Below are 17,583 nucleotides of genomic sequence, written 5' to 3' on the forward strand. Positions count from 1 at the left end.
CCGCTGGGAGGACGACAACGATGCTGCGCTCCGCAACGCCCCACCGACCTCTACACCGCGGGCCTGGAGCTCGACGCCACTGCGATGTCGGTCACCAACATTCTCGATCCTGCGGGCGCGAAGCGCGATGAGGTAGACAGTTCGCTGCTCAAGCTGCACGTCTGAGCGGATCTCGCCCTTAGTCAGTAACGCCCCGAGGTGTCGGCGTCAGTCAAGCGCAGCCTTCCGGGGCATAGATTGTAGGTACGTCACCCACGGTGATGTTTATGACGACGCCGTCTCTCACCCCGATGGACATGCCCCGGCCCGCGCCGTTCTCCACTTCGTAGAGCAGGAGGCCCATGTCCAGTCTGTGAGCGCGGGGCAAGACGGCGGGGTAGGCGCCCTCGACGTCAGCCTGTGAGGATCCCAGCTTGATCCCCTCGAGAGTTGCCGCTGGCACAGTCGCGGCGATGCCCGTCCGATAGTAGGAACCCAGGGAGATTGAGTTCAAGTCGCTGCTTCCCGGGCTGGGAAGGTTCATGTCGTGCGTCAGCACGCTCATCCCGTCGTAGATGGTGCCCTCGCCGAACCAACCGCCAGCTGCGCAGCCGCTCTCCCAGCGGCCGGTGTCCCCGGTGAATCCCGGGAGAGAGGACACGTCGTCCCACGTCGTGCTTCCCACCTTGAGCGGGCCGATTCCGTCCGCAGTGATTACCCACGGGATGACGTTGCGGATCACATCAACGCGTACAGTCCCCTGCCCTGTTATCTCGTTGAAGAGTCCTATGAAAGAGCCCGCGAATAGGGCGGGAATCGCGCCGATAAGTCCTAGGGCCAGCCGGATGGGGTAGGACGCCGCGGCAGCCGCTGTGCCCACGCACGCGAGCGTGATGCGAAGGAACTCCGCAGCCGTTGACGCATTGAACGTGTCCGCTGCCGCGACGCTTACGACGCCGGACAGGCAGTCGAGCTGACCCACCTTCTCCATGAACGCCGCGCCGCCGCCCAGCGGGTTGATGATAATCCCGATGAGGTTCAGCAGCACAGCCCCGATGACCATGCCCGCGTCCTGACGGGCTTCGAAATACTGGGGCGGGTCTGAGCTGCTGAACGAGAACTGGGCGGATGCTCCGCCGCCCATCGCAACTCCGCCGGACGGAGTCGGGATCCACCTGTTGACCAACTCGGTCAGAATGCCCTGGCCGTCCGGGCTTGCGACCGTCGTCCCGGTGACCTGTGGCGTGGATACCACGCGGTAGGGCATCACGCTGGCTGCATAGAGGTTGACGGTGATGGTGTCCCCGTCCAATGAGATGCACGGGTGGACCCAGCCGCGGTCGTCGATGCGGTATTCGAATGTCGAGGCGATGGTGACGGTCTCTCCCACGCAGTCTGGGGCTGGCATCTCGATTCCAAGCGACTGCATCACGAAGTCGCGAGCCTGGCTGAGGGCCTTGCCGAAATCCATCTGAATGGGCTGGAACAACGACAGGTGGTCCGTGGTGGCGGCGAGGACATCGCCGTCACGGGCCGTCTCGAGGAGCCCTACTGTGCCATCCTCCGACTCCGTCAGGATGAGCAGCGTCTGATCCGACGACCACTCCTCACCGGAGATAGCAGGCTCGTGAATCTCGAACCGCAGGTCGACGGGTTTTGCCGGCTGCAATCCATCGCCGAGGGTGAGCGAAATGGACTTGCCAAGCTCTGTCACTGTCGCTGCCAGGCCTCCGCCTGTCGCCTGGCCCACAAGCTCGAGGGTGACCTGGGTGCCCTCAGGTGCCACACCGCCAGTCCCGGTCGCGGTCACACCGTCCAGCGCCAGCTCGAAGCCGTCAGCGCCGACCGTGGTCGTCGCCCGATCTGGTGGCTGCGGCGTACAGGCGACGAGGGCAGACACGACCAGTGCTGCAATCGCAGTCGCCGTCAATGATCTGCGCATTGCGCCCCCCAACAAGACAGCTGCGGCCCCGCGCCCCCGAGCCTGTTCACGCTCATCGAACCACAGCAGATGCACTAGTAACAAGACGCGACAGGATGGCGTCCCACGTGCAGATCGCGGCTATGTGGCGCGATCTGCTCACGAGCGAGGACCGACCCGCCTGAATGACGATCGGTCGCGCACTCCGCAGCCCAGCCCTCCGCGCGAAACTACGTACCACGAAGTCCAGCATTGTTGCCGCTGAGGGACCGCCCTTCCTTCAATTCGTCTTGCGCTACGCTGGTGCCGACCCGAAGCCTGGGTATGCGGAAGGAGCTCGCCTCAAATCCGCCGCTCGGCGCATCGACGCGCGGGGCGGCGGCGTTCTACACGCGCCCGGCGCATACTGAGTTCGTGACGACGCCAACTGCCACCCGGTCGCCACCGGCCGGGCGATCATGGCGCGCGCGGCGGAGCGGATCATTCCGCTTACACTCGAGCTCGGTGGCAAGTCTCCGAACATCGTTTTCGCAGACGCTGACCTCGAAGCGGCAGCGGCCAGCGCCTATGCGGGGTTTACCTTCAAGTCAGGGCAGGTCTGCTCCGCCGGGACGCGCCTGCTCGTGCACGCCGACGTCCACGATCGTCTCATCGATCTGCTCACCGAGCGCGCCCGCGTTGCACGCGTCGGCCCTGGCATCCAGGATCTCGACATGGGGTCCATTGCCAACCGTGCCCAGTTCGATCGTGTCTCCGAGTATCTCGCCCTCGGACAGGCCGAGGGCGCGACCATCGCGGCGGGCGGCAGAACCCTCGACATGGGGGACGGCGGCCGAGGCCTGTTCGTGGCCCCCACGATCTTCACGGACGTGTCGAACAGCATGCGCATAGCCCGCGAGGAGATCTTCGGACCCGTTCTCTCGGTCATCCGCTTCTCCAGCGACGAGGAGGCGGTGGACATCGCGAACGACACTCCCTACGGCTTGGCCGCCGGGATCTGGACGCGGGACGTGTCCCGCGCCCACGCCGTTGCACGTCGCATCGACGCCGGTCAGGTCTACGTCAACGAGTACTTCGCCGGCGGCGTGGAGACGCCCTTCGGCGGGTTCAAATCCAGCGGCGTCGGCCGTGAGAAGGGCTTCGAGGCCCTCAAGCACTACACGCAGACCAAGACAATCACTGTTCGGCTCTGAACGCCGACGCATCCACCCCTTCCCAACAGGAGACCTCCCGTGAGATTGACTTCCAAAACCGCCCTCATCACCGGTGCCGGCAACGGCATGGGGCTTGCTGGCGCGCAACTGTTCGCAGCTGAGGGCGCCAACGTGCTCCTCACCGACGTCAATGAACCCGCGTTGGTCGCAGCAGTCGAATCGATCCGCAACGACGGCGGCTCGGCTGACTACATCGTGGCCGACGCCTCCAGCGAGGCCGACAACGACGCGGCGGTCGCCGCAGCCATTGACCGGTTCGGCGGACTGGACATCGTTTGGGCCAACGCCGGCATCCCGCAGACGTTCACGTCGATCACCGACACCACCGTGGAGCAGTTCGACCGGCTGATGGCGATTAATGCTCGCGGTCCGTGGCTCGCCGCCCGCTCGGCCAAGGCGGCGCTCGTGGAGCGCGGCGGGGGCTCCATCGTGATCACCGCCTCGCTGTCCGGCCTGAAGGCGCGCGCCGACCTCGCCGGCTATCAGTCGTCCAAGGGGGCTGCGGTGATGCTGACGCGCTCCCTGTCCCGAGAACTCGCGCCTTTCAACATTCGCGTGAACTCCGTGTGCCCGCTCGCCGCCAACACGCAGATGTGGGGGCAGTTCCTCGGAGAGGGGGCCGACATCGAGGCCGCCACCGCCGCAGCGACCGCCAATGTGCCACTTGGCCGTCTCACCGAGGCATCCGATGTCGCCTACGCCGCCCTGTTCCTCGCGGGCCCAGAGTCAGCATTCATCACGGGCGTGAACCTGCCGGTCGACGGCGGATCCCTGGCGTAGTCCGCGTCCGGACCCACCTAACCCAGGGAGCGTGTCTTCTCTTCGCCAGGCCGGTTGTGGATCACTTCACGATCAGCCAATGAGGGCGTCGCTAGTAGCGTGTCGCGTCTAATGTAACGGGTATTGCTGGTTGGCTTGTCTCGATTGATACTTGATCGGGAGGAGAGACTGTCATGCCGAGGCCGAAGGAACATGTCGTCACATTGACGGTTGCTGATCGGGTGAAGCTGACCCGGGTGATTTCGCGGGGCTCGAATCCTGCGCGGACGATCATGAGGGCCAGGATTCTGCTGGAGTTGGACGAGTCCGCTGGGCCGGTGTCGGATCGACGGGTGGTAGCCGAGCGAGTCGGGGCGTCGGAGGGCACAGTGTATCTGGTCGCGAAGCGGTTCACCGAGTCTCACGGGAACGTGGATGACGTGATCGGCCGCCGCAAGCGGGCCACGCCGCCGGTGCCGGCGAAGGTCACCGGAGACGTCGAGGCGCGAGTGATCGCGCTGGCGTGCACGAAACCACCGGCAGGGTTCGACCGGTGGTCGCTACGGTTGCTGGAGAAACATGTGCTGCTCACCGACGGGCTCCCGCCGCTGGATCACTCCACGATCGGTCGGACCCTGAAAAAGGGGGGCTTCGTCCTCATCTGAAGAAGTGCTGGACGATCCCGCCGCACGCGAACGGCGAGTTCGTCGCTCGGATGGAAGACGTGCTGGAGGTCTACCACCGTCCCTACGACCCGCAGGTGCCAGTCGTATGTATGGACGAGAAGCCCTACCAGCTCCCACCAGCACGGCACCAACCTGCCGCGCACCACAGGGGGCCGGTTCGAATTACATGAATCTGTTTGCTGAGCCGGACGATCATGCGGTTGGACGGTCCCGGGGCGGATTGAGCACCAAGATTCACGCCTTGGTTGATGGCAAAGGCAGGCCCTTGGTTCTGCTAGTCGCTCCGGGCCAGGGCGGGGACGCGCCGATGTTCGCCCACCTCATGAACCAGCTGAAGATCAACCGGGCGGGTCAGGGCAGACCCAGAACCCGCCCGGACCGCGTCCGCGGTGACAAGGCCTACTCCTCGAGAGCGATCCGAACCCACCTCCGCGACCGCGGTATTACCGCAGTCATCCCGCAACCGTCCGACCAGATTGGCCACCGAAAGCGACGAGGTTCCACCGGTGGCAGGCCGCCTGCCTTCGACAAAGAGGACTACAAGGGCCGAAATGTCGTCGAACGAAACTTCAACATCTTCAAGCAATGGCGGGCCCTGGCGACCCGCTATGACAAGCTCGCCCTGACTTACCGCGGCGGAGCAGTTCTCCGGGCAATCATCATCTGGCTGACAGCTTTAGGAGACACGCCCTAGCGAACGAGGAAGAATTCCTGCGCAGCGTTCGATCGTGTGAATCACGGGGCCGGGTAAGGATGAAAGCGGTGGCGGCGTCCTGGTTGGGCGTTCACCGGCCCAGCTCTTGATGTTGCAATAGCTCGAGGGCGCCGCAACTATCCGTCAGGGACAGTTCAAGCCGTTCCGATTCGGGGTAGCGCACCACAGGGTTCTCGCCGCCCCATATCTGTACCGACTGGTCTGGGCCCCACTGCGGCCATCCCGGGTTTCCGGTTGCGGCGAAGCGGGTCCATGCGCTGCGCATCCGGATGCCGGATTCGATCACTGAGTCAGTTGGCTCCGGGATCGCCGCTCCCATTCCGGTGTCCAGGGTGTTGAAGGTCAAGGGCAAGTCAATGGCGTGCGGGGAGCCCATGCCCCCTACCGGGTCGATGCACAGCTCGTAGACGAACACGTGTCCCCCGGCGTCGGCGGCGGCCATGGCAGCCTGCAGTGTAGGGGCGAGGAACAGGTAGTCGGTATTGACCTTTTCGTAGAGCTCCCCGGGTTCTGCTTGCGGCATAATGGCGCGGTAGCCGTCGGCGTCTCCGTTGGGTGCGAAGATGTGCAGGGCGGTGTCCGCTTCTTCCGTGGTGATGCTAAACCGCTTTCGTAGGGCGGTGAAAAGACGGTATTCGTCGCGGGTATGGCCGGTGATTATGGGTATTTCGCGGGCGGCGCCATTTCGAAGCGCCGTCCATGGGTCCTCCGGCATCGTGTCTCCGTCCACGATCGGCCCAAAGATCGGCCCAGACGACGAGGAAGTGTAGGCGAGGGTACCCCATTCGTCGGCGCGGTTTCCCATGGTGCTGATGACCAGCCGCGTTGCGTCGGCCAGCGTCTGAGGAGTCAACGTCGCAAGGGTGCGTGCATCTGCTGTTCCTTCGATGCCGGCTGCGGCGGCGACGGCCTGGGTGACCGAGTGCGCGAGTGGTGGGGAGAAGAACATCCGAGGAATACTCTGGGCGATGGCCCGATGGAACAGATTGCGGGCGCGTGGCATGGTTAGCAGGGCCAGGACACATCCGGCGCCTGCGGATTGTCCGAAGATTGTGACCTTTTGCGGGTCACCTCCGAAGCCGGCAATGTTGTCCCGCACCCATTCCAGTGCCGCGATCTGGTCGAGGATCCCGCGGTTGGAAACGGCGCCGTCGATCTGTCCGAAGCCGTCCACACCCATCCGGTAGTTCACGGTGACAACCAGGACGCCCTCGCGGACCAGTGCGGTCCCGTTGTACGCCCGTTCTGAACCTGCCCCGGCGAGGTAGGCTCCGCCGTGGAACCACACCATGACCGGCAATGCCTCTGGAGCTGCACTCGGGGCCCAGATGTTGAGGGTCAGACAGTCAGGTGCCGGATCGGTTGACGGCGGGATCTCCGAGCCAGGCAGTTGCAGGACCTGGGGCGCCGGGGGCCCGTACGAGGAGGCATCGCGAACAGAGCTCCATGGAGTAGGGGCCTGGGGCGGTGCGAATCGGTGCCGGCCCCAGGGCGGCGCGGCGTAGGGGATCCCGAGCCAACTGCGCACCCCGTCATCTTCACGGCCTTGGACTGGACCTGTTTGAGTTAGCACCGGGTTGAGCATGGAACCGACCTTTCATAATTTGCAGAGAATATTTCTGTATTCAAGAAAATGACTGAAAATGTGACGTTCGTCAACCCCTCTGACATGAAAATTAGGTGAGTGCGGTGGGGTGCGTGGGGTGAGCGGTGTTATCCGGTCTGTTGCAGGGGTTCGAGAATGACTTGATAGCCGAGGGATTCTAGTTGTCTGACGGCCCGGGCCATGGTTTTAACGGGTGTCTGCCGGGTGAAGTAGTCGGCGCCGGGGTCGTTGTAGAGTTCGCCGGTGGTGAGCATGTGCCACGCTGCGGTGAGGATGGAGTGTTCGACGGCGACGAGGGCTTTGGCGGGTCCGCGCCGGGAGGCAATGCGCCGGTATCTGGCACCGAGGTAGGTGTTCTTCGATTTCGCGCAGGACAGAGCAGCGATGCCCAGGGCACCTTTGAGGTACCGGTTGCCGGGCCGTGTTTTGGTGGATTTGACCCGTCCGGCGGATTCGTTGGATCCCGCGCTTGTGCTTCATCCGGCGCCTGCGCCGGGCCGGCCCGGCGCGCTGAGCGCAACCGGCACACCAGCCCGGGCAACAATTCCCTCAACCGGGTTCGTCCGGGGAGGACGGAGCCACGGGCGCCGCGATCTCTTTCACGGGCACATCACGCCCAGCCGAAAACCGCCGCTGTCTTCGGCCCCTCTCCCAGAGCCCACCGTGGTCGCCGGAAACCGGACACGAACAGGGGGGCCACTTCAAGAGATACAGGCCAGTTTGTCCGCGATCGCGGTGTTCGACTCGCACGCCGAAGCCAGCAGCACGATCTGGGCGCGCTGCGCCAATCCGGCACGGACTCGAAGACCCCGTCAAGCGGGATAGTTCCCCAGGATCACCATCAACGACGCGTCGCATAGCTGGCGCTGCGACGGCCTGCGTAGTCCGCCAGGATTCGAACGAAGTCCTCGGTTCGCTCCGCGAAGACGTAGTGGCCCGCGGTTCCCAGGATGTGCAGGCTCGTGGTCTCCGAGACGAGGGCGAGCTTCTGGTAGAAGGCGATGCCCAGGTCAACCGGCGCCGAGCGATCGTCGCGGCCCCAGACGACTTCGACGGGAATATTGACCTCGCCGGCGAAGAGGCGAGCGCGGATGTCGTCCTTCGCCGCCTGAAGACTCGGCTCCCAGTATTTCTTCTCAACCATCGGGTAGGTCTTGAGGGCGTTCTGGTGGTTCTCCTTGACGTACTTGGCGGCGGCCGCATTGATTTGTTCCTGCGGCACCGGGGTCACGTACAGCGCACGGAAGAAGGCTCCGCAGATCTCCTCCGGAGACGCGTCCGCCGGAAGCGAACGCGTGATCGCGTCGTAGAACTCAACGTCGCGGAACTTAGGGTCGGTGCCAGCGAGCGTCGCGCTCGACACGATGAAGAGACCTTTGGTCGACTCCGGCATGTCAAGAGCGAGCTTGCTCGCCAGCAGGCCACCGCGCGAGTGCCCGACCAGAATCATGTCCTCGAGTCCCAGAGCGTCGATGAAGCCCCTGGCGTGCTTGACCACCGCATCGAACGTCCACTCGGCATGCGTCGGCGCGAGGTCAGTCTCTCCCTGCCCCAGCTTGTCGAAGGTCACGACGCGGAAGCCCTTGTCGACCAGAGGAGCGATGACGGGAGCCCAACCATCCCCGCCGCCCGGCATGCTCATACCCGAGTGGCCACCGTGGATCAGGAGGATGACCGGACCCTCGCCCTGATCGATATAGCGCGTCCTGATTCCGCCGACGGATATGTAGTTCACGGACAGGTCTGTGTTCAACTCAAGCCTCCTGATCAAAGCAACTGGCTCGCCTATGGGGCGAGTATCTGCCATTTCTGTCACACAGAGAAGCCTTCTGTCAAGAGGGATCCGTGATTCAACGCCGGTGACAAGTTGAACGCCCGCGATCGCCGTCGACATCCCGGTCGTCGGTTGACGCTCGTTGTGCGCCAGCTGCTGATGGGGCCCGCCGAGCCCATCCCGATTGGTACGCCTTGGTTGACGTGAATACACGCCGATACAACAGCAACCACAACCGGCTGGCCCCTGTGCGTCAGGATGGGGTGAGACACCAGCACTGCTGACCTTCGCACTGCACGGGGCGAGAACGGACCAATACTGAGATGACGATGACGGTTGCTGACGTCGGCACCGATGATGGGGCTATGGCTCCTCGTGCTGACCGGCCCAAGAGGCGGACGTTCACCGCCGAGTTCAAAGCGGCGATCCTGGCCGAGTACGACGCCGCGGACCGCTCTGGGCGTGGGGAGATCCTGCGCCGGGAGGGCCTGTACACCTCCCACATCATCGAGTGGCGCAAGGCCGCGGCCGCCGGCTCGCTGTCCGGGCTGGGCAGCAAGCCGCGGGACCGGCGCGAGCGGGAGCTGCAGGCGCTACGGGCCCGGGCGGAGAAGGCCGAGGCCGAGCTGGCCAAGACCAGGGCGGCGCTGGACCTGATGGGAAAAGCACACGCGCTCTTGGAGACGCTCTCCGAGAGCGCGGACAAGCCGCCGCGGTCGCCGCGGTGATCAACCCGGCCGTCGACGGGCTGGCCGAGCACGTCGGCACCGCGGCTGCGTGCGCGCTGCTGGGTCGCTCCCGCGCCAGTCACTACCGGGCCAAGAACCCGCCACCGCCACGTCCACGGACACCGCGGCCGGCACCGGCGAACAAGCTGTCCGCCGCCGAGCGGGCCCACGTGCTGGCCGTGTTGACCAGCCAGCGGTTCGCGGACAAGTCGGTCGCCCAGGTCTGGGCCACGCTGCTGGACGAGGGCACCTACCTGTGCTCGATGTCCACGATGCACCGGATCCTGCGCGAGCACGACATGGCCGGGGAACGGCGCCGGCAGGCGAGCCACCCGCCCCGGACCCGGCCCGAGCTCGTCGCGACGGCGCCGGGGCAGGTGTGGAGTTGGGACATCACAAAGCTCAAGGGGCCGGAGCGGGGCGTGTACTACGACCTGTACGTCGTGCTCGACATCTTCTCCAGGTTCGTCGTGGGCTGGACCATCGCGGCCCGCGAGGACGCCGAGATCGCCAAGAACCTGCTCGAGCACGCCATGGGCATCCATGGCGTGCCGGAGGCGATCCACGCCGACCGCGGGACCTCGATGACCTCCAAACCGGTCGCTCAGCTGCTCGTCGACCTCGGGGTGGCCAGGTCGCACTCCCGCCCGCACGTGTCGAACGACAACCCTTACAGCGAGGCGGCGTTCAAGACGCTGAAGTACGCCCCGGTCTTCCCCGAGCGCTTCGGGTCCCTGGCCGACGCCGGCGCGTTCGCCGAGCAGTTCTTCGCCTACTACAACCACGAGCACCGCCACTGCGGGATCGGGCTGCACACCCCCGCCAGCGTCCACTTCGGCACCGCCGGGCAGGTCCGCGCCCAGCGCCAGGCCACCCTGGACGCGGCCTACGCCGCCCGTCCCGAGCGCTTCGGCCACCGCCGACCCCAGGCGCCCAAGCTGCCCGAGGCCGCCTGGATCAACCAGCCCTCACAGGAGGCCCTCATACAGACCGCCTGACGGAATCTGTCTCACCCGCCTTGACACTTTCCGCTTCGATTACAGCCCGATCACGGAGCGACCGACGATTTCGTGGCCGAATGGGGCCCGAGTGGCGTTCTATGTCGGGCTGAACATCGAGCACTATCAGATCGACAAGCCCTCCACGAGCATCTTCGGCGGTACCGCGATGCTGCAGCCGGATCCACTCAATTACGGCTGGCGCGATTACGGTCCGCGGGTAGGCCTGTGGCGGATGATCGAGAGCCTCGACCGACATGGAGTGCCCGCAAGTGTGCTTCTCAACTCCGACGTTTGTCGGCACTACCCCCAGATTCTCGAGGCAGGCCGGCAACGCGGCTGGGCGTGGCTCGCGCATGGCCGCGACAATTCCACCTTCCAAGCTGGAATGGGTGCTGACACGGAGCGCGCCTACCTTCAAGACGTGACGGATACAATCGCCTCCGCCACCGGAGTACGGCCGCGGGGCTGGCTTGGCCCGGCGCTCACAGAGACGTTCGAGACGCCGCGGATCCTTCGGGAGCTGGGGTATGACTACGTCCTGGACTGGACGAACGACGATCAGCCGTATCCGCTGAACGTCGACGGGATGTTCAGCGTTCCCTACACGATAGAACTCAACGATGTGACGATGTTCGTGAGTAAGAGCTATACCGGCCCGCAGTTCCTGGAAGCGGTGATCGACCAGTTCGATCAGCTCTATTCAGACTCCGAGCACTCGGGTCGCGTCATGTCGCTGCCGTTGCACCCGTTCATCGTCGGCCAGCCGTTCCGCCACCGCTACCTTGATCGGGCCCTCGAGCACATCACGTCTCACGATGGTGTCTGGGTGACGACGAGCGATGCCATCGCGGCGCACTATCAGTCGACGGGGAACAGGAGAGCCGATTCGTGACGAATACGGAGCTGATCGATGAGTACGCACGGCTGCGCGACGAGTTCAAGGCCAAGGGATTGGGCGGCCGGATCGGCTACGGCGAGAAGCCGGCGCTGCTGATCGTCGACTTGATCACCGGATTCACGGACAGCCGTTCGCCCCTGTCAGGCGAACTGGAGTCACAGCTGGCCGCCACCAATGCCTTACTCGTCCCCGCCCGTGAACTCGAGATCCCCATCTTCTTCTCGACGGTCGCGTACGACACCGAATTGCAGGAGGCGGGGCTCTGGATCAAGAAGATCCCGTCCAACCACCTGTTGGTGGAGGGCAGCGAATGGGTGGAGGTCGACAGCAGGCTGGGCCAGCTGCCCCACGAGATGACCCTGGTGAAGAAGTACGCATCCTGCTTCTTCGGAACTGATCTCGCCGCACGCTTGATCTCACGGGGTGTCGACACCATCATCATCGTCGGCTGCACCACCAGTGGGTGCGTGCGCGCCTCGGCGGTTGACGCCTGCTCCTACGGCTTCCACACCATCGTCGTCGAAGAGGCAGTCGGCGACCGGGCAGCCCTTCCGCACCTGGCCAGCCTCTTTGACATCGACGCGAAGTACGGCGATGTCGTCAGCCTCGACGACGCACGTGCTTACCTGCGGGGGCTTGCGCAACAGAACGATTGACTGCAGTAACGCCGTGGGGCCAACTTCCTCTGTGCGGAATATTGAACCGGCGTGCAGGCCGAGATCCCGCAGATGCTGGCGCAGGGCGGCGGATCCATCATCAACACCGCCTCGTCCCTCGGGCAGGTCGCCATCGCCCACCAGTCCGCCTACGTCACGTCGAAGCACGGCGTCATCGGCCTCACCCGAGCCGCCGCGGTGGAGTACTCCGACAAAGGCATCCGCGTGAACGCAGTGCTGCCCGGGGTGATCCAGACGCCAATGATAGACGCGCTGGAGGAGACCTACCCCGGCTTCAAGGACGCGCTGCTGACGAAGCACCCGATCGGCCGACTCGGCACGCCGCACGACATCGCCGAGATGGTCGCGTGGCTCGGTTCCGACGCGGCCGCCTTCGCGACCGGCGCGCAGTTCGCCGTCGACGGCGGGTACCTCGCGATTTAGACGAGGTGGCCACGACGGACGGGAGGCACGGTGTCAGCTGACACCGTGCCTCACGTCCGTCACCGGTCGCGCCGCGACCCGCGTGTCAGCCGTTCTTCGCGGCCAGTCGGTCCGTCTCGCTGTCGTTCCGCCACCCGGCGGTCGCGCCGCCGTCGACGCTGTAGTTCTGTCCGGTCACCCAAGAGGACTCGTCGGAGGCCAGGTAGAGCGGGATGTACGCGATGTCCTCGCCCGTGCCGGGGCGTTGAATGAGCGCGTTGCCGACCTGCCAGGCCTTGCCCTCCGCATCCACCGCCTTGTCCGTCGCCGGGGTGCTGACGAAGCCAGGCGAGATCGAGTTCGCGCGGACGCCGTAGCGGGCGCCCTCCGCAGCGAGCGACTTCGTCATCGCGATGACGCCGCCCTTCGCGGTGGTGTGCGCGACCTGGCGAGCGGCTCGATCCCGCGACCTTCGCGATCGACGGAAAGCAACTCGAGATCGATCTCGAGTTCGAGGCCTGGGCCAAGAGCGCGCGCCGCATCGGCGCAGCCACCCGGCGTCCGGCGAGGACGTCGCGGGGCGGACGGGCCGATCTCAACACGGTGCGTGAATGGGCCAGTCAGAACGGACACCAGGTCAGCGATCGCGGCAGGGTTCCCGCGTCCATCCTCGAGGCGTACGACGCGGCGCACTGACGCGGTCACTCCTGGGCTGAGCCGCGCGCTGCGCGCCAGTGCTCCGTGACGGGATAACCGGAGCGCACGTGCGCGCGCACGTGGACCTCCCCCGAAGGGGATCCGCTGCCGCCCGGCTCCGGCGGCGGAGGGTTCTGTGTCCAGCCTGAGCCAGGGACCCAGACCGTCCCCGGTTGCACGGGCGCGTCGGCGAGCGCGGGATCGATCAGCTGACGCGCGAGAGCCACGGCCTCACCCAGATCGGTGATCCCGCCGGCTGAGGGCGTGCCGGCCGCGAGCACCCGGTAGGGACCGTCCCAACCGTCCGGGACCGTGAACGTAGTGAACGAGTCGAGCTTTGACAGTGCACGCTTCGCGTCGATGGCCATCTGCAGCTCGCGCAGGTCGACGCGCTGCGTGCGTGCAATGGTGACGATGTCCACCAGGTCTTTCGCGCGGCTGCTGGGGCGGCCGTTGTAGGTGCTCATCGTCGCAGTGACCTTCTCCGCGACCTGATCGGAGATCGGGAACAGCCGGTAGGGGTGCGACGGGACCGGCCGCCCCAGCTGCAGCCGCGTCGACGGCTCGATCGTCTCGACGCGGCCGACCGGGGGAGGGCCGACGACCACGTCGATGGGGATGTCGGAGATCCTCCGGCCGGTGTTCGCGTCCAGACATGTGAACACCAGGCGCCGGGTCGCGACACCCGGCTGGTTCTCTCCTCGCCCGGTCGCACGGGCACGGGTGAGCTGGAACCGCACATGGTCGCCGAGATCACGCGCGGCTGCCTGCTCGAGCGCCTGCTGCGCGGCATCCAGATCGGCGGCGCCGGTCGAGGCCAGATCCAGGTCTTTCGTCGACCGTGACTTCGGCACCCGGGCGAGCATCGCCGTGCCGCCCTTGAGCAGCCACTCGGACTCTTCCCCCTCCGCAAAGACCCGGCTGAGGAAACGATCGTGCTGTGCCTGCACGATCTGCGCATTCACATCCAGCGCGCTCGCGCCGTCACCGGCTGCCTTCGTCGCGGCCGCCTTGATCGCCTGCGCAAGCCCCGTCCAGTCTTTGTAGCCGTCGGGCTCAGGCATCGGCCGGCACCACCGCGTCGACGCCCGCAAGAGCGAGCAGATCAGCCGCGAGCGCGGCACCCGAGGGGTACTTGTTGGGCTTGGCCAGCGGCTCCAGATACTCGGTCAGGCGGGCGGGGGAGAGCAGCTTTCCCGCGTCCGCGGCGTCGGCGAGCGCATCGGCGACGAGGGAGCGGTCGACCCACTGCTCGATCAGGTCGGCGATCGTGCGCTCGACGCTCATGGTCGGCATCCCGTCGACGGAGACCACCTCGGTGGGCGCGAGCTCGCGGGTGCGGAGCCGCACCCCGTCCAGGCGGGTACCGCGGCGGGTGGGAACGACGAACTCGAGTGGCCCGGGGAACCAGTCGCCGATGCCATGCAGCTGCGCGGCCGTCTGGCCTGCGGCGACGACGGGCGGGACGCCGGTGTCTGTGCGGGGACGGTCGGCGCCGCCGAGGGCGAGCCAGGTCGCGAGGATCGCCTCCTGCTCGTGCTCTGGCGCGCCGGCGAGGCGGTAGACGCCGCGCGCGACGCGGATGAGCGCGCCGCTGTTGGCGAGGCGCGTCAGGGTCGGGCGCGCCACGCCAGCCTCGAGCGCCTGGGCGGTGGTCACCAGGCCCCAACGCTGTGACGCGAGCTCGCCCAGACGAGCGAAAGTTGATCCTGCCATGCGCACAGTGTAGCGAGAAACCGCAACAAACGTTGTAGCTCGTTCAGATTGTCGACTTCGAGCCTCTGGGGCCACCCCTTAGCAGTGAGGGGGTTCCAAACCCTCGGGAACGGGTTATATTCGGGAATATAACCATCTGTGAGGAGGAGAAGATGCGGACCCACACCTGCCCGCCGGACCACAAGCACGGGCTGACCTCCACCTGCTACGTCGTCCACCTCTGCGGGTGCCGCGCCTGCATGGACGGCAACGCGCGCCGCCGCCGCGACCGCTACCGTCTCCTGGCCTACGGGCGATACCAGGACGCGCACCAACCCATCGAGCCGATCCGGCAGCACCTGCAGGCACTGGTCGACACCGGGATGATCCCCGAACGGATCGCCATCAGCGCCGGCGTCGGCGGCGCCACGGTCCGTCGCCTGCTCAACAGCGAGACGGCACGGTTCGTCACCGGCGCCACCGCCCGCAAACTCCTCGCAGTCACCCCCGACAGCAGCACTCTCGCCGCGCAGGGCCGAGTCAACGGCCGCGGCACCCGCCGGCGCCTCCAGGCTCTGGCCGCGATCGGATGGAACCACCACGAGATCGCACGCCGACTCGGCTACCCGCGCTGGAAGGTCAACAAGGCACTCGAAGGCGCCTACGTGGACATCCGTGTCCACGACGACATCGCCGCGCTCTACGACGAGCTCTGGGACCAGCAGCCCCCCACCCACACCCGAGCGCAGCGGGTCGGCCGCTCCTACGCACTCACGGTCGCACGCCGGCACGGCTGGCTGCCGCCGCTGGCCTGGGACGACATCGACACCGACCCGGCACCGCCCACAGCCGGGCAGGAACCCCTGCTCGACGAGATCGCGATCGAGCTCGCTCTCGCCGGCCAGAACGTCCGCCTCACCCGAGACGAGCGCCTCGAAGCCACCCGACGCGGGACCGAACGCGGACTCAGCCTCACCCAGCTCAGCGACCTGCTCGGCGTCGACGTCCGCACCATCGACCGCGACCGTGACGACCTCGGACTCCGGCAGGCCGCCTGATGAGCAAGACGCTCGACATCCTCGAAGCCGCCCTGCACGGCACCACCGCCGGCTACCTGGCCGGATGCCGCAGCAAGGGAGGATGCCCGAACCACGGCAACCGCCAGCTGCTCACCTGCACCGAAGCGGCCCGCGCCCGCCGCCACTACTTCTCGCTCGCCTCGCTCGAGGAGACCGAGCCGATCACCCGGCAGATGCTCCGCGACGCCAAGAACAGCCCCTTCGCACCGAAAGAAGCCGCAGATGTCTGACCAGCCGAACACCTTCACCATCGACTCCACCAAAGAGGGAGAGTGGCTGCGGGTCGTCCGCGCGCTCGGCGGCCATCGCTGGGCCCTGTCGCTGCGCTTCAACCCCCTCCCGCTGACTCAGCGAGGCGCCCGGCACACCCGGCCAACGCGGCAGCCCACACCCCACGCGGCAGCAGGCCACGGGCCGAACGCGAGACTGCACCTGCCCAGCTGCGCGATCTCCCCCCAGCTCGGCAACGGCCGCGGCGCCCACCTCAAGCAGATCCCCCACCTGGGCCGAACCGAGGAGCACTGATGACCGACATCGCCGTGCGCCTCCAGGAAGCCATGACCATCCAGACCGGCACACCCGTCACCGTCCGATGGAGCTTCCGCGAGTTCGCGCTCAACTGCACCCGCCGCGACGGCCGCCCCCTCACCCAACGGATGCACAGGCTCTTCCAGACGCTGCTCAACCGTGAAGCGCTCCGCGAGCTCACTCCAGGAGAAGACCCAACGATGGGATCCCGCGCAACCCTCATCGAGATCATCGACGACCTCGCCGTCAGCGCCGACCACCAAGGCGCCCGCGCGGCCGCGCTCGCCGAGGTCCTCCTCAGTGCCGGCATGTTCCACCTCGGCGACCAGCTCCGCCGCCAGAGCCACGCACTCTCAGAGCTCGACGCCGACGACGAAACCCTCGAGGTCATCGACGAGGCACGCACCCAGATCGCCCGAACCATACTGCTGCTCGACCAAGCCGACACCGCACAGGCAAAGGAGCGCAGATGAACCGACGCACCCGCCGCGCCAGCACAGCCCTCGCCGCGGTCGCAGCTCTCGCGCTCGGCTTCGGCGCCCACCAGCTGGGCATCACCTCCTGGATCGACACATGGACGCGCCCGCAGGCACCCGCCCCGGACCCGACCTACGACTACACCGCGCTCGCCGCAGTCGCGCAGGAGCTGCCGCTGATCGATCCCACCGAGGAGATTCCCGAGTATCGCCGCGCCACGTTCGGCGAGCGCTGGATCGACATCGAGGGAAACGGCTGCGATCAGCGAGACGATCTCCTCGCCGTCCAGCTGCAGGACGTCGTCCGTGACGGTTGCACGGTGCTCTCCGGCGTGCTCGACCCCGATCCGTACACGGGCACACGCATTGAGTTCGAGCACGACCGGATCGCCGCCCCTGGAGCCCCGGGAAGCTCCGGCGTCCAGATCGACCACATCGTCAGCCTTTCGGCGGCGCACGCCGGGGGCGCGTGGGCGTGGACCGAGCAGCAGCGCATTCAGTTCGCCAACTCGTTCGACAACATCGTCGCCGTCGATGGCAACACGAATGCGGCCAAGAACGACCACGGGCCAGCCCTGTGGCTGCCATCGAACGCCGACTACGTGTGCACCTACGTCGCCCGCTACACGGAGATCGTCGACACCTGGCACCTCGCGGTCGACGAAGCCGACCGCGGTGCGCTCGTGGACACGCTCTCAACCTGCGCTGCCCAGCAAGCCAGCGACGAGAGCGGGAGCATGTCGTGAAGC

18 protein-coding genes and 3 pseudogenes are annotated in these 17,583 nt (G+C 66.3%); 14 read left to right on the forward strand and 7 right to left on the reverse strand.

The features are described from left to right. Window positions 1–211: 211 nt before the first annotated feature. A complete protein-coding gene (locus MICSW_RS14770) occupies window positions 212–1,879 on the reverse strand; it encodes a hypothetical protein (protein ID WP_194384085.1) in 1,668 nt (555 codons plus the stop codon). Window positions 1,880–2,352: 473 nt separating this feature from the next. Here MICSW_RS14770 and MICSW_RS14775 point away from each other — a divergent pair. The 4 genes and pseudogenes from MICSW_RS14775 to MICSW_RS14790 form a co-directional block, all read left to right on the forward strand. Next, window positions 2,353–3,093: pseudogene (locus tag MICSW_RS14775) on the forward strand (aldehyde dehydrogenase family protein); the annotation flags it as partial. Window positions 3,094–3,132: 39 nt separating this feature from the next. After that, window positions 3,133–3,894: an SDR family NAD(P)-dependent oxidoreductase gene (locus tag MICSW_RS14780; RefSeq protein ID WP_228480868.1), complete on the forward strand. Its 762-nt coding sequence runs from the start codon at window positions 3,133–3,135 to the stop codon at window positions 3,892–3,894. 272 nt (window positions 3,895–4,166) lie between these two features. Then, entirely contained in the window at window positions 4,167–4,538 is a 372-nt protein-coding gene (locus MICSW_RS14785) for a helix-turn-helix domain-containing protein (RefSeq protein WP_464496398.1), read from the forward strand. 132 nt (window positions 4,539–4,670) lie between these two features. Continuing rightward, a pseudogene (locus MICSW_RS14790) lies at window positions 4,671–5,253 on the forward strand (IS5 family transposase); the annotation flags it as partial. A gap of 91 nt (window positions 5,254–5,344) precedes the next feature. On the opposite strand, the gene MICSW_RS14795 reads toward MICSW_RS14790, so the two are convergent. The 3 genes and pseudogenes from MICSW_RS14795 to MICSW_RS14805 all read right to left on the reverse strand — a co-directional run bounded on the left by MICSW_RS14795 (window position 5,345) and on the right by MICSW_RS14805 (window position 8,633). After that, window positions 5,345–6,859: a carboxylesterase/lipase family protein gene (locus MICSW_RS14795; RefSeq protein ID WP_464496400.1), complete on the reverse strand. Its 1,515-nt coding sequence runs from the start codon at window positions 6,857–6,859 to the stop codon at window positions 5,345–5,347. Between the two features lie 128 nt (window positions 6,860–6,987). Beyond that, a pseudogene (locus MICSW_RS14800) lies at window positions 6,988–7,353 on the reverse strand (IS110 family transposase); the annotation flags it as partial. Window positions 7,354–7,721: 368 nt separating this feature from the next. Continuing rightward, the gene (locus tag MICSW_RS14805; protein WP_464496401.1) at window positions 7,722–8,633 is read right to left on the reverse strand and encodes an alpha/beta fold hydrolase; all 912 of its coding nucleotides are present in this window, start codon (window positions 8,631–8,633) and stop codon (window positions 7,722–7,724) included. Between the two features lie 350 nt (window positions 8,634–8,983). Between MICSW_RS14805 and MICSW_RS14810 the strand changes: the two genes are divergently transcribed. From MICSW_RS14810 to MICSW_RS14825, 4 genes are all read left to right on the forward strand, one after another. Beyond that, window positions 8,984–10,380, forward strand: a protein-coding gene (locus MICSW_RS14810; RefSeq protein WP_370428832.1) for an IS3 family transposase whose coding sequence is annotated in 2 segments (ribosomal slippage) — window positions 8,984–9,320 and window positions 9,320–10,380 — 1,398 coding nt in all. Because the reading frame shifts where the segments join, the coding sequence is not laid out codon by codon here. Between the two features lie 91 nt (window positions 10,381–10,471). Next, the gene (locus MICSW_RS14815; protein WP_203225534.1) at window positions 10,472–11,275 is read left to right on the forward strand and encodes a polysaccharide deacetylase family protein; all 804 of its coding nucleotides are present in this window, start codon (window positions 10,472–10,474) and stop codon (window positions 11,273–11,275) included. Next, the gene (locus MICSW_RS14820) at window positions 11,272–11,937 is read left to right on the forward strand and encodes an N-carbamoylsarcosine amidohydrolase (protein WP_005050795.1); all 666 of its coding nucleotides are present in this window, start codon (window positions 11,272–11,274) and stop codon (window positions 11,935–11,937) included. Before MICSW_RS14815 ends, MICSW_RS14820 begins: the two co-directional genes overlap by 4 nt. 51 nt (window positions 11,938–11,988) lie before the next feature. Then, complete coding sequence (locus MICSW_RS14825; protein ID WP_005050794.1) at window positions 11,989–12,381, forward strand: SDR family oxidoreductase; 393 nt, start codon at window positions 11,989–11,991, stop codon at window positions 12,379–12,381. Between the two features lie 85 nt (window positions 12,382–12,466). Here the strand turns inward: MICSW_RS14825 and MICSW_RS14830 are convergent, their stop codons facing one another. Then, entirely contained in the window at window positions 12,467–12,910 is a 444-nt protein-coding gene (locus MICSW_RS14830; protein ID WP_464498428.1) for an SDR family NAD(P)-dependent oxidoreductase, read from the reverse strand. Here MICSW_RS14830 and MICSW_RS14835 point away from each other — a divergent pair. Further along, window positions 12,901–13,056, forward strand: coding sequence for an Lsr2 family DNA-binding protein (locus MICSW_RS14835; protein ID WP_425488716.1), 156 nt, complete (start codon window positions 12,901–12,903; stop codon window positions 13,054–13,056). The two genes, MICSW_RS14830 and MICSW_RS14835, sit on opposite strands and share 10 nt — an antisense overlap. 5 nt (window positions 13,057–13,061) lie before the next feature. Here the strand turns inward: MICSW_RS14835 and MICSW_RS14840 are convergent, their stop codons facing one another. Together MICSW_RS14840 and MICSW_RS14845 are read right to left on the reverse strand one after the other, a co-directional pair. Continuing rightward, window positions 13,062–14,120: a nucleotidyl transferase AbiEii/AbiGii toxin family protein gene (locus MICSW_RS14840; RefSeq protein ID WP_005050776.1), complete on the reverse strand. Its 1,059-nt coding sequence runs from the start codon at window positions 14,118–14,120 to the stop codon at window positions 13,062–13,064. Then, entirely contained in the window at window positions 14,113–14,772 is a 660-nt protein-coding gene (locus MICSW_RS14845) for a type IV toxin-antitoxin system AbiEi family antitoxin domain-containing protein (RefSeq protein WP_005050774.1), read from the reverse strand. The genes MICSW_RS14840 and MICSW_RS14845 overlap by 8 nt, the downstream gene beginning before the upstream one ends. Window positions 14,773–14,924: 152 nt before the next feature. Between MICSW_RS14845 and MICSW_RS14850 the strand changes: the two genes are divergently transcribed. From MICSW_RS14850 to MICSW_RS14870, 5 genes are read left to right on the forward strand one after another with little or no spacing between them, the layout of a single operon-like run. Continuing rightward, window positions 14,925–15,809, forward strand: a complete 885-nt coding sequence (locus MICSW_RS14850) for a hypothetical protein (protein WP_005050771.1) — start codon at window positions 14,925–14,927, stop codon at window positions 15,807–15,809. Beyond that, complete coding sequence (locus MICSW_RS14855; RefSeq protein ID WP_005050769.1) at window positions 15,809–16,060, forward strand: hypothetical protein; 252 nt, start codon at window positions 15,809–15,811, stop codon at window positions 16,058–16,060. The genes MICSW_RS14850 and MICSW_RS14855 overlap by 1 nt, the downstream gene beginning before the upstream one ends. After that, window positions 16,053–16,355: a hypothetical protein gene (locus MICSW_RS14860; RefSeq protein ID WP_005050767.1), complete on the forward strand. Its 303-nt coding sequence runs from the start codon at window positions 16,053–16,055 to the stop codon at window positions 16,353–16,355. Before MICSW_RS14855 ends, MICSW_RS14860 begins: the two co-directional genes overlap by 8 nt. Continuing rightward, window positions 16,355–16,831, forward strand: a complete 477-nt coding sequence (locus MICSW_RS14865; RefSeq protein ID WP_005050765.1) for a hypothetical protein — start codon at window positions 16,355–16,357, stop codon at window positions 16,829–16,831. Before MICSW_RS14860 ends, MICSW_RS14865 begins: the two co-directional genes overlap by 1 nt. After that, entirely contained in the window at window positions 16,828–17,580 is a 753-nt protein-coding gene (locus MICSW_RS14870; RefSeq protein WP_005050763.1) for an HNH endonuclease family protein, read from the forward strand. The genes MICSW_RS14865 and MICSW_RS14870 overlap by 4 nt, the downstream gene beginning before the upstream one ends. The last annotated feature ends 3 nt before the right edge of the window (window positions 17,581–17,583 follow it).

The organism is Microbacterium sp. SW12 (assembly GCF_055391095.1).